This is a genomic window from Microbispora sp. GKU 823 (genome assembly GCF_002027145.1).
Taxonomy (GTDB): Bacteria; Actinomycetota; Actinomycetes; order Streptosporangiales; family Streptosporangiaceae; genus Microbispora; species Microbispora siamensis.
In genome coordinates, this window is sequence record NZ_MWJN01000017.1 from 38386 (window position 1) to 53114 (window position 14729).

The following is a 14729-nucleotide window of genomic DNA, read 5'->3' on the forward strand; positions in this document are numbered from 1 at the left end:
TCCGTGCCATGGCCGGCGAGGGCGCCGACACCCCCGGACCGGCCGGTCCCCGAGATGATCGCGGAGACCGTCCGGCGCACGCCCGGCGCCGTCGCGGTGGTCTGCGGGGAGACCGAGGTCACCTACGGCGAACTGGACCGGCGGGCGGCACGGCTGGCCGCCGCGCTGCGGGCCCGGGGTGTGCGCCCCGGCGACGTGGTCGGCGTCTGCCTGCCCCGTTCGGTCGAGGCGATCACCGCGCTGCTCGCCGTCTGGCGGGCCGGCGCGGCCTACCTGCCGTTCGAGCCGGACGAGCCGGAGGAGCGGTTGACCTTCTCGCTCGCGGACGCCGGGGCGACGCACGTGATCACGAACCGGGCGCTGCCCGCCGGGCTCACCGCCGTCGATCCGCTGGCCGGCGAGGACGAGGCGGCCGCCGGCGACCCCGACGATCAGGGCGAACCGGCCGGGACGCGCCCGGGTGACGTGGCCTACGTGATCTCCACCTCCGGCTCCACCGGCAGGCCCAAGGGCGTCGCCGTCGAGCACCGGGCCATCGCGGCCCGGATCCGGTGGATGCGCGAGGAGTACGGCCTGGCGCCCGGCGACCGCGTCGTCCAGTTCGCGTCGCTGAGCTTCGACACCCACCTCGAAGAGGTCTTCCCCACGCTCGCCGCGGGAGCGACCCTGGTGCTGCTGCCCGGCGGGGCGGCGACGCTGCCCGACCTGCTGGCCGCCCCGGGCGGGGAGCGGATCACGGTGCTCGACCTGCCCACCGCCTACTGGCATCACCTGGTCGAGGAGATCGACCAGATCGCCTGGCCGCCCGCGCTCCGGCTGGTCGTCATCGGCGGCGAGCAGGCGTCCGGCGGCGCGGTGACGCGCTGGCGCGGCCGGTTCGGCGACGGCGTCCGCTTGGTGAACACCTACGGGCCGACCGAGGCCGCGGTCATCGCGACCGCGACCGACCTCGGCGCGACGTACGGCAGGCCGCCGATCGGCCGGCCCGTCGGCGCGACGACGGTCCACCTGCTCGACTCCGCCGGAGCGCCGGTCCCGAAGGGCGTGATCGGCGAGCTGGTCATCGGCGGTGCCGGGGTGGCACGCGGCTACCTGCGCCGCCCGGCGCTCACGGCCGCCGCCTTCGTCCCCGACCCGTTCGGACCGCCGGGATCGCGGAGGTACCGCACCGGCGACCGGGCGCGCTGGAACCAGGACGGCACGCTGGAGTTCCTCGGACGGCTCGACGGGCAGCTCAAAGTGCGCGGCTTCCGGATCGAGCCGGGCGAGGTCGAGGCACGGCTGCTCGACCATCCGGGCGTCGGTCAGGCGTTCGTGACGGTCCACGCCGAGGAACTGGTGGCGTACGTGACCGGGACCGCGACGGGGGAGGAGCTCGCCGCGCACCTCGCGCGGACCCTGCCCCGCCATCTCGTCCCGACCGCCTGGGTCGTTCTCGACGCGCTGCCGCTCACCAGCCGCGGCAAGGTGGACCGGGCGGCGCTGCCCGCGCCGGTCCGGGCGCCGTCGGCCGGGCACGTCCCGCCGGGCACGGACGCCGAGCTGCTGGTGGCCGAGATCTGGGCGGAACTGCTGGGCGTCGGCTCCATCGGCGTGAACGACGATTTCTTCACCCTGGGCGGGCACTCGCTGCTCGCGACGAGGATCGCGGCCAGGCTGCGCCGGGCGACCGGGGTGGAGGTCCCGGTCCGGACGATCTTCGAGCGGCGCACCGTGGCCGAGCTGGCGGTCGCGCTGGAGGATCTGCTGGTGGCCGAGCTGGAGGACCTGTCGGAGGAGGAGGCCGAACGCCTGCTCTCGTCCACCGGCGGCTGACCGCGAGGCGGGCGCCCTGTGTTTTCTGGGCGTCCGCCTCGTGTCTTCTGGGCGTCCGCCTCATGTCGTCAGGAGGCCGGCGTGACCAAGTAGTCGCCGTGCTCCAGGTCCTCGAGCAGTGTCGGGTGGATGGGCGACCAGCCGAGCAGTTCCTGCGTGTACGAGCTGGAGACGGGCCCGTCGAAGCCGTAGGCGGTGGCCATGAACGGGCTGACGAAGTGCGTGGCAGCCTCGTCGGGGGTCAGCGAGACCGCGGGCACATCCAGACCGCGGGCGATCGTCTCCGCGATGCTCTTCAGGGTGACGCCGCTTTCGGCCACTCCGTGCAGCACGCTGCCCGCGGGTGCCTTCTCCAGTGCCAGGCGGAACAGGACGGCAGCGTCGAGCCGGTGCACCGCGGGCCACCGGTTGGTGCCGTCTCCGACGTACGCCGAGACGCCGGTCTTTCGCGCGGTGGCGATGAGCATGGGGATGAAACCGTGGTCTTCGGGACCGTGGACGGTGGGAGCGAGGCGGACCACGCTCGCGCGCACTCCCCGGGCGGCGAAGCCCAGACACGCCCGCTCACCCGCGATGCGGAAGGCGGCGATCCCGGCCGCGTCGGGCTCGTCCTTCTCGGTGGCCTCCCGGCCTGCGGGCATGACCAGGGTGCCCGAGGTGACGACGAGCGGCTTGCCCGAGTGTTCCAACGGCCGGCCGAGCGTCTCGATCGCGGTCCGGTCGCGCCTCATCATGTCGTCGAGGTCGGAGAAGTCGCCGCCGTAGGCCATGTGCAGGACTGCGTCGGCGGCTTCGGCGCCCCTGCGCAGACTGTCGAGGTCGTCCAGGGAGCCGCGGTGTGGTGTGGCCCCCAGCGACTCCAGCCGGGCGGCGGCGGCATCCGAGCGCGCGAGACCGGTGACGGTGTGACCGGCCGCGATGAGTTCGGCGACGACTGCGGGGCCGGTCTGGCCGGAACCACCGGTGACGAAGACATGCATGTGACACTCTCCCGCGTTACGTCAGTGACTGGCACTAAGTGGTGCCAGTCACTGACCCTATGTAGCGCCAGTAACTGGCGTCAAGTAGCGCCAGTGACTGACATGTGCGGTATTCTCTGAGGGTGCCACGAAGCGGAGCGGAAGCGCGCCGCCGCCTTCAGCAGGCGGCCCTGGAGCTGTATCGGGAACGCGGGTTCGACCAGACCACCACGGCCGAGATCGCCGCCCGGGCCGGCGTCAACGAACGCACGTTCTTCCGGCACTTCCCCGACAAGCGCGAGGTGCTCTTCGAGGGCGAATCCGACCTGCGCGCCGCGCTGACGCGGGCGGTGGCCGAAGCGCCTGATGATCTCCAGCCGCTCGAAATACTGCTCTGCGCCTTCCGGAAGGTCGAACGGATCCTCGAGGACAATCGCTCGTTCGTCGAACCACGGCTACACGTCATCGCGGTGACACCGGCACTCCGCGAACGCGACCTGGCCAAGACCGCCTCGATCACCGAAGCCGTAGCGGAGGCACTGCGGCGGCGCGGTGTCACCGACCGGCTGGCCGGCCTGGCTGCTCACACCGGCTGGGCCGCCTTTCACCAAGCGGTCCAAGCCTGGATCGACGATTCCTCGCAGAGCTTGGACGCACATCTCCTCCAAGCCTTCGACGACCTGCGCGCCCTTTCCGCGACTGCCCCACCGGCACAGGTGCGGCCCGGAGACTGACACCACGGATGTTCCCGGCCCTCCCCGGCATGCCGACGAGACCGCCGCGCACCCTCGGGTGCGCGGCGGTCTCGTCGTTCGTGCGGCCGTGTCAGGCGGAGGCGCGGATCACCAGGTGGGTGTCGAGGATGACGACCGGCTGCTCCAGCGGCTCGCCGTTGATCCGGGCGATCAGAAGCTGGACCATCTGCCGGCCCATCGCCTCGGTCGGCTGGTGCACGCTCGTGAGCTGCGGATCGGTGTGCAGCGCCACCTTGGAGTCCTCGAAACCGATCAGCGCGACGTCGGTGGGCACGACCAGGCCCTGCTCCTTCAGCACCCGCAGGGCGCGACCGCCATCGGGTCGGAGGCCGTGAACACGGCGTCCAGGTCGGGGTGACGGGCGAGCAGGTCGCGCATGCCCGCCTCCCCGCTCTCCTCGGAGAAGTCGCCGTACGCGACGCGCTCGGTCATACCGGTGGCCAGCAGCGCGTCGCGGTATCCCGCGAGACGGTCGACGCCCACGCCCATGTCCTGCGGACCGGCGATGGTGGCGATCTTGGTCCGGCCCTTGGAGAGCAGGTACTTGACCGCCTGCCGGGCGCCGGCCCGGTTGTCCATGTCGACGAAGCTGTACGGGTTGAGCCCGACCGGGCGGCCACCGAGCACGGTCGGCACGCCCATCTCCTCCAGCCGTCCCGGCAGCGGGTCGGCGCCGTGCACCGAGGTGAGCAGCACGCCGTCGACGTGCTGCCCGGTCAGGTAGTGCTCCAGCCGGTCGTGCTCGGCACGGTTCTGCGCCATCGTGAGGATGAGCTGGAGGCCGGTCTCCGACAGCGCGGAACCGATGCCGCGGATCAGCCCGGCGAAGTACGGCTCGTCGAAGACGCGCTGCTCCGACTCCGACACCACCAGCGCGATGGTGTCGGTCCGATTGGTCACGAGGGTGCGCGCCGCCCGGTTGGGCACGTAGCCGAGCTCTTGGATCGCCAGTAACACCGCGTCGCGGGCCCGGTCGCTCACCTTGGGCGAGCCGTTGATGACCCGCGACACGGTGCCGCGGCCGACCCCGGCGCGTGCGGCGACCGCTTCCAGAGTCGGCCGGCCTCCGGAACGGCGGTCCCCGTTCATCTATACTGCCCCCTTATCGTGTCTGCGCTTATTGTGCCCGACCCAGCAGGCCGCCGTGTCTGATGGTGTCGGCATACCACAAAGCGCTCGATTTCATGGTCCTCGCCTGGGTCTCGTAGTCCACGTACACGAGACCGAAGCGCTTGCCGTAGCCCCAGGCCCACTCGAAGTTGTCCATCAGGGACCAGGCGAAGTAGCCCTGGAGCGGGATGCCCGACTCGATGGCCGCGTGGCAGATCCGCAGGTGGGCCTCGATGTAGGCGACCCGGTCGGGGTCGTGCACGGCGCCGTCCTCGCCGATCACGTCGTCGTAGGCCGCGCCGTTCTCGGAGATGTAGAGCGGGATCCGCGGGTACTCGTCCGCGATCCGCCGCAGCATCTCGTACAGGCCGCTGTCGTCGACCTCCCAGCCCATGGAGGTGACCGGGCGGCCGCCGTTGACGAAGCCCACGTGCTCGCTGCCGATCCATGGCGAGCCGGAGTCCGTCGGCGCGGCGGCCGCGGACGCGGCGCCGCCGGGCGCGCCGGAGACGGTGAAGCGGCTGTAGTAGTTGATCAGCAGCATGTCGAGCGGGGCGGCGATCGTGGCCAGGTCGCCGTCCTGGATGAACTCCATGTCGGACAGGTGGCTCAGGTCGGCCAGCACGTCCTCGGGGTAGGAGCCCTTGAGCAGCGCGTCCAGGAAGAACCGGTTCTGCAGCCCGTCGATGCGGCGCGCGGCGTCCTGGTCGGCCTCGCTGCCGGTGGCGGGCGTGACCGGGTACACGTTGACGCACCCGCCGATCAGCGAGTCGGGGTTCTGCGCCCGCATCGCCTGGACGGCCAGGCCGTGCGCGAGGTTGAGGTGGTGCGCGGCGCGCAGCGCGGCGGCCGGCTCGCGCCGACCGGGGGGCGTGCTCGCCGGAGGCGTAGCCGAGGAACGCGGCGCACCAGGGCTCGTTGACCGTGCTCCAGTTCCTGACCCGGTCGCCGAGTTCGGCGTGCACGGTCGCGGCGAAGTCGGCGAAGCGCTTCGACGTGTCGCGCGACGGCCACCCGCCGGCGTCTTCGAGCGCCTGGGGGAGGTCCCAGTGGTACAGCGTCAGCCACGGGTCGATGCCGTAGCTGAGCAGCTCGTCGACGAGCCTCTTGTAGAAGTCGAGGCCCTTGGCGCTGTACGCGCCGGAGCCGTCGGGCTGGATCCGCGGCCAGGAGACGGAGAACCGGTAGGCGGTGAGGCCGAGGTCCGCCATGAGCTTGACGTCCTCGCGATACCGGTTGTAGTGGTCGATCGCGATCTCGGCGGTGTCACCGCCCACGATCCGCCCGTCCTGGCTGCAGAAGGTGTCCCAGATGGAGCGGCCCCGCCCGTCCGCGGTGAGCGCGCCCTCGATCTGGTAGGCGGAGGTGGCGGCGCCCCAGACGAACCCGGTGGGGAACATCAGGCCGGCCGTCTCCGCTTCGGGTCGTGTGTCTTGCGTTGTCACGCCTTGACCGCACCTTCCATGAGTCCGCCGATGATCTGTCGGCCGAACAGGATGAAAACGACGATGAGCGGGAGGATCGACAAGAGCGTGCCGCTGAAGATCAGCACGTAGTCCGTCCCGTACTTCGCGTTGAGCGAGTTGATCGCGACCTGGACCGTCGGGTTGTCCGGGTTCAGCACGATCAGCGGCCACATGAACTCGTTCCAGTTCAGCATGAACGTGTTGATGCCCAGCACTCCCATGCCCGGCCGTACGGCGGGCAGGATGACGTTCCACCAGATCCGCAGCGTGGAGGCGCCGTCGACGCGGGCGGCCTCGACCAGCTCGTTGGGCACGGCCTGCTCGGTGTACTGCGTCATGAGGAAGACGCCGAAGCCGTTGAGCAGGAAGGGCAGGATCACCGCCTTGATCGAGCCCACCCACTCGAGGTTGACCATGAGCCGGTAGAGGGGGACCTGGCCCATCTGCTGCAGCGGGACCATCATGGTCAGCAGCACCAGCAGCAGCAGGATCTTGCCGCCCTTGAACTGCAGCCGGGCGAACGCGAAGCCGGCGAACGTCGAGATCAGCACCACCGAGACCGTCACCGTGGCGGCGATGATCAGCGAGTTGGTGAGACCGGTCATGTAGTGCGCGTCGGGGTTGGACAGCACGCGCTGGACGTTCTCCCCGAGCTTGCCGCCCGGCAGGAACGGCGGCGGCATGTCGGTCGCCTCGGTGTTGGTGCGCGAGGCGATGACGATCATGTAGTACAGCGGGAACGCCGAGATGATGATCGTGACCGCGAGGACGAGCCTCGTCATCGGCGTGGCGGTCCAGAGGCCGGCGGCGCCTCCCGGCGCCTTGGCGCGGCGCCGCCGCGTGGTGGCGGGTGCGGAGAGCGTGGTCACTTGTTGCCCCCGATCCGGCGGATGAGCAGGAAGTTGATGGCCGATCCGATGAGGATGAGCAGGAACAGCAGCCAGGCGGCCGCGGAGGCGTAGCCGTAGTCGAACTCGCGGAAGCCCTGCTCGAAGATGAACATCGAGACGGTCTGGAACTGGCTGTTGGTGCCGCCGTGGACGTTGCCGTTGTAGAACGTCGTCGGCTCGGAGAACAGCGTGAGACCGCCGATGGTGGAGTTCAGCACCACGAAGATCATCGTGGGCCGCAGCATCGGGACCGTGATCTGCCAGAACTGGCGCCGCCGGGACGCGCCGTCGATCGAGGCCGCCTCGTAGAGGTCCTTGGGGATCGTCTGCATGCCGGCCAGGAAGATGATCGCGTTGTAGCCGGTCCAGCGCCAGTCGATCATGGTCGCGATGGCGAGCCAGGAGGGGAGGCGCTCGGCCTTCCAGTCGATGGGGTCGGCCCCGAACCAGCCGAGCACCCAGTTGACCACGCCCCAGTCACGGCCGTACAGCTGGGTGAAGACGACCGCCACCGCGACGACCGAGGTGACGAGGGGGAGCAGGACGCCCAGCCGGACGAACAGCTGTGCCTTCATCCGCTTGTTGAGCGCGTTGGCCAGCAGCAGGGCCAGCAGAATCTGCGGGACCGTCGCGATGACGAACATCGCGAGCGTGTTGACGACCGCCCTCCAGAAAGCGGAGTCGTCGAGCAGTGCGGCGAAGTTGCCGAGGCCCGTCCACTCGACCGTGCCGGTGAGGTCGTAGTCGAAGAACGAGTAGTAGAGGGTGAAGCCGAGCGGGAAGAGCCCGAAGACCAGGAAGAGCAGGTAGTAAGGAGAGACCAGGAGGTACGGCGCGGCCTTGAGGTCCAGCCAGGTGAGGAAGGACCGGCCCGGTCTCGGCCGGACGTGCCTCCGGCTGGGCGGCATCGGTGCCCGGGTGGGTTGCCCGGCGTCGACGTGCAGGCTCATAAGTTACCTTTCGGGTGAAAGCAGGCGACCGGCCCGCCGGCGGGGTGCCGCTGCGGCGGGCCGGTGCTCACCTGGCGGGCGTGATCAGCCCGCGGCCTTCACGGCGTCGTCGACGAGCTTCTTCCAGCCGTTCGCGTACGGCACGGAGCCGTCGTCGATGGCGGAGACGACCGACTCGATGGCGTTCTTGACCTGGGCGTGCTTGACGCCGAGGAAGACCGGCTGGAGTGCGGCGGCCGACTTGGCGAAGATCTCACCGACGGGGGCGTCGTTGAAGTACTCGTTCTTCGCGCCCTGGACGGCCGGGTCCTGCTGCGCCTGGACGTTGCTCGGCATGTTGCCGGCATAGTTGAAGACGCTGACCTCGGCGTCCTTACCGGTCAGGTAGTCGAGGACCTGCGCCGCCTCCTTGGGGTGCTTCGACTGCTTCGGCACGGCGAGCCAGGAGCCGCCCCAGTTGCCGCCGCCGCCGGGCACCGCCGCGACGTCCCACTTGCCCTTGAAGTCCGGTCCCGCGCCGCCGTCGCCGCTGACCGCGCCGAGCATCCACGACGGGCAGCCGAGGGTGGCGAACTGCGACTTCTTCATGCCGGTGTTCCACTCGGGCGTGAAGTTGCGCAGCTTGGCCGTGAGGCCCTCCTGGCTGATCTTCTGGGCGAAGTCGTAGGCCGTCTTGACCGCCGGGTTCTTGTCGACGATCAGGTTGTTGTCCTTGTCGAAGTAGGAGACGTTGCCGTTCTTGGCGGCCTCCTGCACCAGGACCACGTTGTAGAGCGTGTTGGTGCCGTCGACGAACTTGGTGTCCTTGATCTTGTCCTGGAACTTGTGGGCGACCTTGATGAAGTCGTCCCAGGTCGGCCAGAGCTTGCTGACCTCGTCGCGGTCGGAGGGCAGACCGGCCTTCTCGAACAGGTCACGGCGGTAGCACAGGCTCATGCCGCCGACGTCGGTGCCGAGGCCGAACAGCTTGCCGTCGGCGGTGACGCCGTTCTCCCACTTCCAGGCGGCGAAGTCGCTCTTGCGGTTCTGCAGGCCGAACTCGCCGAGGTCGGCCCACCACTCGGGGTGCGCCTTGGCGAGGCCCATGCCGCCCTCGTCGATGCCGACGACGTCGCCGGCGCCCGCGCCGGACTGCAGCCACTGGATCATCTGCGGCCAGTAGACCTGCTCGAACTGGTCGGTCAGGTTGTCATACTTGATCTGGATGTCCTTGTGCTCCGCGTTCCACTTGTCGACGGCCTCCTTGTAGCCGAAGTTCTTGCCGCCGCCGAACGTCTGGAGCGTGATGGTGACGGGGCCGGCCGCCGCCGAGGACCCGCCGCCCGACGCGGTGTCGGTCTTGTCGTCGGACTGGCAGGCGGTGGCGCCGAGAGCCAGCGCCGCCACCGCGGCGACCGCGAGCAGCCTGCCGCGGCGCGAGTTTGCAATCATTCCGGACCCCTCTCAGGTGGTATCCCGAATCGTTCGTGGGAGGTGCATCCCAGGCCGGTCCCCGATCTCACGGCCCGCGATCGAAGGTTGTGCTCGGTACTCCCGCACCGTGTGCTTCGCACGGTTTCCCACCGTGTGCTTCGCACTGTTTGGGAGCGCTCCCACGAAGGGTCCTCTATGAGCAACGCGGGCGTCAATATGCCGAAACCTAACTGTTACTCCCTGGGTGGTTAGAGCCGGTCAATGGGACATAGTAGGACATACCACGCTTGGGAGCGCTCCCATATCCATATGGGCAGAAATGAATAGCGGACGCCCCCAACCTGCCGGGGCGCCCGCCCTTATCCGCTCCGTCACCTCACCCGTCAGCCGCCGGGGGCCGTCCCGACGGACACTCCGCCCTCCAGCGAGACCCCCGTGCCTGGGATCACTGTGCCTGGGATCACTGTGCCTGGGATCCCTGTGCCTGGGATCCCTGTGCCTGGGATCACTGTGCCGGCGGCGTCCGCCAGCCGGCAGGCCGGTCCGGAGCAGGCCCGCAGCAGCGCCAGCCGGGCCGAGAGCGCGGCCCTCAGGCCCGGGTCGGCCGTCGCTGCGATGTTGTGCAGTTCGGCCGGGTCGTCCCGTAGGTCGTAGAGCTGCCGCTCCCCGGTCTCGTACTCCACGTACGCGTACCGCCCGGTCCGCACCATCGCGTATGTGGGCGGCGAGGACGGGGAGTAAGAGGGGTGGTAGAACTCCGCGAGGACGGCGTCGCGCCACGGGACGTCGCGCCCGCGCAGGAGCGGGACGAGCGAGCGGCCCTCGGCCGTGGGCGGCACCGTGGCCCCGCCCAGCTCGGCGAACGTGGGCGCGAGGTCGACCGTCGACGCGAGCGCGTCGATCACGCCCCCGGCCGGCACGCCCGGCCCGCGCACCACCATCGGCACCCGGATGTCCTCCTCGAAGGGCGTCGTCTTGCCCGGCCGCAGCCGATGCTGGCCGAGGTGGAAGCCGTTGTCGGAGGTGAAGAAGATGTAGGTGTCGTCGAGCCGGCCCGCCCGGCTCAGCGCGTCCACCAGGGCGCCCACCATGTCGTCCACCCCGAGCATGGCGCGCAGCCGGTCGCGGTGGACGCGGTCGATCCGGCGCGTGTCCGCGGCCGACAGCGGCGTGCGCTCGCTGAGCCAGCGGGGCTCGGCGGACAGGTCGGCCTGGTCGAACGACGCGGTCGCGGCGCGCTCTCGCCGGCGAAGGCGGCCGCGTGGCGCGGCGCGTAGTGCGCGGGCAGGTGCGGCGCGACCGGGGCGAGGTAGAGGAAGAACGGAGCGTCTCCTCCGGCGGAATCGGTCGCGAACCTGGCGGCCTTGGCGCTCAGCACGTCCTCCAGGTAGTCCTCGGGGGCGTCGCCGTACCGCCTGATCACGCCGTTCTCATTGAGCGCGTAGCCGTACTCCTGGTAGAGGCGGGTGACGGGGACGTCCCACTCGTCCCAGCCGGGCGGCACGTACGTGCGCGGCGCGCCCTCGGGGTAGTTGTTGAGATATTTGCCCATGAGCGCGGTGCGGTAGCCCGCGTCGTGCATCCACGTCCCGAGGGTGGAGGCCTCCAGCGGCCGGAACTTCGGGAACCCGCCGGTCGGCGACCGGTTGCTCTCCACCTGGTGGCTGTGCATGTACTGCGAGCGGAGGATGGACGAGCGAGACGGGCAGCACCAGGGATTGGTGACGAAGAAGCGGGACAGCGTGGTGCCCTGGCGCGCCAGGAGGTTGCTGATGTTGGGGAACCGGCTCAGATGCGCCGCGTCCAGGTCGTCGGTGAGGATCAGCACGATATTGGGCCGTTGGGCCGCGAGCGTGGGGGCGGGCTCGGCGCGGGAGGCGCCGGTGAGCCCGAGGCACAGCAGGAGCGCCGCGGCGAGCCCGGCCCACAGGTTTCTCGATCGTCGTGGTTGGGGCACGGCAGCAATCATTGCCATGCGTTCGCCAGGGGAAACGTACGCAGCGTGACCGCGTGACCGCACCGTGTCCGTTATGCGGGAGGCTCTGATGGATCCTCCGCCGGGGGCCGTCAGCCGAAGGTGGCGGGGTCGGGGCCGAGACGGCGGCCCTCGTCGAGACCGTTGATCGTGGCCATGTCCTCCGGGCTCAGCGCGAAGTCGAAGACCTCGATGTTCTCCTTGATGCGCGACGGCGTCACCGACTTCGGGATCACCACGTTGCCGAGCTGGATGTGCCAGCGCAGCACCACCTGCGCGGCCGTCTTGCCGTACTTCGCGCCGATCTCGGCCAGGACGGGCAGGTCGAGCAGGCCCTTGCCCTGCCCGAGCGGGCTCCACGCCTCGGTGGCGATGCCGTGCTCCGCGTGGAAGCCGCGCAGCTCCCGCTGGGCGAGCTGCGGGTGCAGCTCGATCTGGTTCAGCGCGGGGATCACACCGGCCTCGGCGAGCAGGCGCTCCAACGTGCTCACGGTGAAGTTGGACACGCCGATCGCCCGCACCCGCCCGTCGGCGTACAGCTTCTCCAGGGCCTTCCACGTCTCGACATACCTGTCCTGCTTGGGGGCCGGCCAGTGGATCAGGTACAGGTCGAGGGTCTCCAGGCCGAGCCGCCGCATGCTGGCGTCGAAGGCGCGCAGCGCCTCGTCGTAGCCGTGCTGGTCGTTCCAGAGCTTGGTGGTGACGAACAGCTCCTCGCGGGGGATGCCCGAGGCGCGCAGGGCGCGGCCGACGCCCTCCTCGTTGTGGTAGAGCCTCGCGGTGTCGATGCTGCGGTAGCCGTACTCCAGGGCCGTCGCCACGGCCTTCTCGGCCTCGTCGTCGGCCACCTGCCACACACCGAAGCCGAGCTGGGGCATCCGGACGTTGTTGTTCAAAGTGATGACGTTCATGCCTTCCATGCTGCCGTAATGCCCCGAGAAGATCCCTTCGGGGTCTGTTCACCGGGTGTTCCCGTCGTCGTCGTGTCGGGCGGCTAGGGTGAGCGCGTCGTGAACGTTTCTTTACGGCGCGTGGAGAACGAGGGACGGCGCCACGCCGCCGAGCAGGGGCAGGCCGTCGCGTGGGTGGAGTCCCCTCTGCAGCTGCTGTGCGTCGTCGAGGCGCACCACGCGGGGCTCCTCGGGGCCGGCACCACAGTGGTGCCCAGGGCCGGGTTGCCCGCGCTGCGGCTGACCCGCCGCGAGCTCGAGCGGCTCGGGCTGCCCGAGGGGCTGGAGTTCGCCGAGCCGGCCGAGCGGGTTCCCCGGCCTGGCCGCACGTGGGCGGTGGGCGACGCCTTCTCCGGGCGCGTCCAGCTCGCCCTCGTCACGGCCCTCCCCGGCCGTACGGTGCTGGTGGACGACGGGCTGGCCACGATCCGCCTGCTCGAACTGCTGGTCGCGCGGCGCCCGCTGCTGCGCGCCCGCGGGACCCCGGGCCTCGGCCGCAGGGTGCTCGCCGCGGCCGCCGGGTTCCGCCTGCGCACCCGCAGGCCCACGGTGTTCACCGCGCTCCCGGTGCCCGCCGGCCTCGCCGAGGCCGTGGAGGGCACGGGCGCGCGGCTCGTCCGGCACGACTTCGCCTGGCTGCGCGCCCAGCCCGCCGACCGGCCGCCGCCGGAGCGCACGGTCGTGCTCGGCACCTCGCTCGTACGCAACGGGCTCATCCACCGCGACCGCTACCTGCGCTGGCTGGAGCGGATCGACGAGCCCGTCGCGTACTTCCCCCACCGGCGGGAGGACCCCGGGGACCTCGACCGGGTGCGCAGGATCGCCGGGCTGACCGTCTACGACGCGGGAGCGCCCGCCGAGATGACGCTGCGCGACCTGCGGCCGGACCAGCGGGTGCTGAGCCTGCCGTCCACCGCGGTGACCTCGCTGCGCGTCCTGCTGTCGGCCCGGGGCGTGCCGGTGGAGACCGTGGACGTGCCGGAGGACTGGTGGACGGCCTCGGCCGCCCCGTCGCTGCGCTCCCACCTCCAGCTCTTCGCGCACGAACCCCATCAGCCCCACAAGCACGATCCCGGAAAGGTCGCTCCTTGACCCGTCTGCTCGCCGTGGCCGACTCCGACTCGTATCTCAAGTGGGCCGCGGGCCTGCTCGACGCGACTCCGGAGGACTGGGTCACGGATCTGGCCGTCGTCCGCACTCCCATCGCCCCCTCGGCGGCGCAGATCGCCGCCGCGGTGAGCGGCACCCGCGCGCACGGCGACGCTCTTCCCCCGGTGCTGCCGGCGCGGCAACTGCGCCGGGCCGCCGAGAGGTTCCGGCCCGACGTCGTGCTGCTGGCCTGCACCGGGCCGGTGGTGGACGCGCTGGCGGCGGAGACGCTGGCCGGGCTGCGGCCCCGGCCGGTGCTGGTGTCGGGGCTGCCCGGCATCTCGGTGCCCGCGACGGAGAAGGCCTGGCTGTTCCGCAGCGGCTGCGACCTGTTCGTGGTGCACAGCGGCCGGGAGGTCGCGGAGTTCTCCGAGATCGGCGCGCGGCTCGGCGGGGGCGGGACGGTGGCGCTGGCCCGCCTGCCCTACCTGGACCTGCTGCCCCGCGAACCGGGCGCGCACGACGCCGGTGGCGTACGCGACCGCGTCGTGTTCGCCACCCAGGCCAAGGTGCCGCGCCGCAGGGAGGAGCGGGAGCGGATCCTGCTCGCCCTGGCCGAGCTCGGGCGGGCCCGGCCCGACCTGGACGTGGTGGTCAAGCTGCGGGCCCGCGACGACGAGCGGCAGACGCACAACGAACGTCACCACTACGAGCGGCTGTGGACCGAGATGGAGTCCGAGGGCCGGGTGCCCGCGGGCGCCGTGCGCTTCGCCGCCGGCCCGATGCACGAGCACCTGAGCCGCGCCGCCGGGTTCGTCACGGTCAGCTCGACGGCCGCGCTCGAGGCGATCGCCGGGAACGTGCCGCTGCTCGTGCTGTCCGACTTCGGGGTCAGCGCGGAGATGATCAACCTGGTGTTCGAGGGCAGCGGCTGCCTGGGCACACTCGACGACCTCGCCAAGGCGGACTTCCGGGTCCCGGCGGAGGAGTGGTGCCGGGCCAACTACTTCCACGACTCCTCGGCCAGCGACTGGACCGGCCGCGTCGCCGAGCTGGTCGCCGCGGCCGCGCGGGGACGCTGGAGCCGGCGCGCTCGCTCCTCGACGGCCCCGAGCACGCCGCCGCCCGCCGCCGCGCCCGGCTGCGCCTCGACGTGCCGCCCAAGGTCCTGCGGTACGGCTACCGCGCCAAGCGCCGGATGCGCCGCTACCTCAAGGCGTTCTGACGCGGCGGTCACGTCGCCGCCCCGCAAGCGCGGCTCAGCGGGACAGCAGGCGGCGCAGGCGTGACTCGGGGCGGGCCGGCGCGGCGGCCGGGCGTTCGATCAGGCCGAGCGTCTGCCAGCCTGCGCTTCTTG

11 protein-coding genes and 2 pseudogenes are annotated in these 14729 nt (G+C 70.9%); 4 read left to right on the forward strand and 9 right to left on the reverse strand.

The features are described 5' to 3' along the window. Window positions 1–3: 3 nt before the first annotated feature. Entirely contained in the window at window positions 4–1815 is a 1812-nt protein-coding gene (locus B1L11_RS11840; protein WP_143737199.1) for a non-ribosomal peptide synthetase, read from the forward strand. A gap of 68 nt (window positions 1816–1883) precedes the next feature. Here B1L11_RS11840 and B1L11_RS11845 read toward each other — a convergent pair whose 3' ends face one another. Then, a complete protein-coding gene (locus B1L11_RS11845; RefSeq protein WP_079314520.1) occupies window positions 1884–2795 on the reverse strand; it encodes an SDR family oxidoreductase in 912 nt (303 codons plus the stop codon). Window positions 2796–2917: 122 nt separating this feature from the next. Between B1L11_RS11845 and B1L11_RS11850 the strand changes: the two genes are divergently transcribed. Continuing rightward, a complete protein-coding gene (locus B1L11_RS11850) occupies window positions 2918–3508 on the forward strand; it encodes a TetR family transcriptional regulator (protein WP_079314521.1) in 591 nt (196 codons plus the stop codon). A gap of 91 nt (window positions 3509–3599) precedes the next feature. Here the strand turns inward: B1L11_RS11850 and B1L11_RS11855 are convergent. From B1L11_RS11855 to B1L11_RS11885, 8 genes and pseudogenes are all read right to left on the reverse strand, one after another. After that, a pseudogene (locus B1L11_RS11855) lies at window positions 3600–4618 on the reverse strand (LacI family DNA-binding transcriptional regulator). Window positions 4619–4646: 28 nt separating this feature from the next. After that, window positions 4647–6039 (reverse strand): annotated as a pseudogene (locus B1L11_RS11860) (GH1 family beta-glucosidase). Between the two features lie 41 nt (window positions 6040–6080). Then, the gene (locus B1L11_RS11865; RefSeq protein ID WP_256862442.1) at window positions 6081–6974 is read right to left on the reverse strand and encodes a carbohydrate ABC transporter permease; all 894 of its coding nucleotides are present in this window, start codon (window positions 6972–6974) and stop codon (window positions 6081–6083) included. Continuing rightward, entirely contained in the window at window positions 6971–7945 is a 975-nt protein-coding gene (locus B1L11_RS11870; RefSeq protein WP_079314522.1) for a carbohydrate ABC transporter permease, read from the reverse strand. The genes B1L11_RS11865 and B1L11_RS11870 overlap by 4 nt, the downstream gene beginning before the upstream one ends. A gap of 84 nt (window positions 7946–8029) precedes the next feature. Next, the gene (locus B1L11_RS11875) at window positions 8030–9376 is read right to left on the reverse strand and encodes an ABC transporter substrate-binding protein (RefSeq protein ID WP_079314523.1); all 1347 of its coding nucleotides are present in this window, start codon (window positions 9374–9376) and stop codon (window positions 8030–8032) included. A 365-nt stretch (window positions 9377–9741) separates the two neighbouring features. Beyond that, a complete protein-coding gene (locus B1L11_RS50430; protein WP_306291637.1) occupies window positions 9742–10524 on the reverse strand; it encodes a sulfatase-like hydrolase/transferase in 783 nt (260 codons plus the stop codon). Beyond that, complete coding sequence (locus tag B1L11_RS50435; RefSeq protein WP_256862443.1) at window positions 10422–11333, reverse strand: sulfatase-like hydrolase/transferase; 912 nt, start codon at window positions 11331–11333, stop codon at window positions 10422–10424. Before B1L11_RS50435 ends, B1L11_RS50430 begins: the two co-directional genes overlap by 103 nt. 92 nt (window positions 11334–11425) lie before the next feature. Then, window positions 11426–12244 carry an aldo/keto reductase gene (locus B1L11_RS11885; RefSeq protein ID WP_143737200.1) on the reverse strand — a complete coding sequence of 273 codons (819 nt, stop codon included), beginning with the start codon at window positions 12242–12244 and terminating at the stop codon, window positions 11426–11428. A 99-nt stretch (window positions 12245–12343) separates the two neighbouring features. On the opposite strand from B1L11_RS11885, the gene B1L11_RS11890 reads away from it, so the two are divergent. Next, window positions 12344–13375, forward strand: coding sequence for a hypothetical protein (locus tag B1L11_RS11890; RefSeq protein ID WP_256862444.1), 1032 nt, complete (start codon window positions 12344–12346; stop codon window positions 13373–13375). After that, window positions 13372–14661, forward strand: coding sequence for a DUF6716 putative glycosyltransferase (locus B1L11_RS11895; RefSeq protein WP_079314526.1), 1290 nt, complete (start codon window positions 13372–13374; stop codon window positions 14659–14661). The genes B1L11_RS11890 and B1L11_RS11895 overlap by 4 nt, the downstream gene beginning before the upstream one ends. Window positions 14662–14729: the final 68 nt, after the last annotated feature.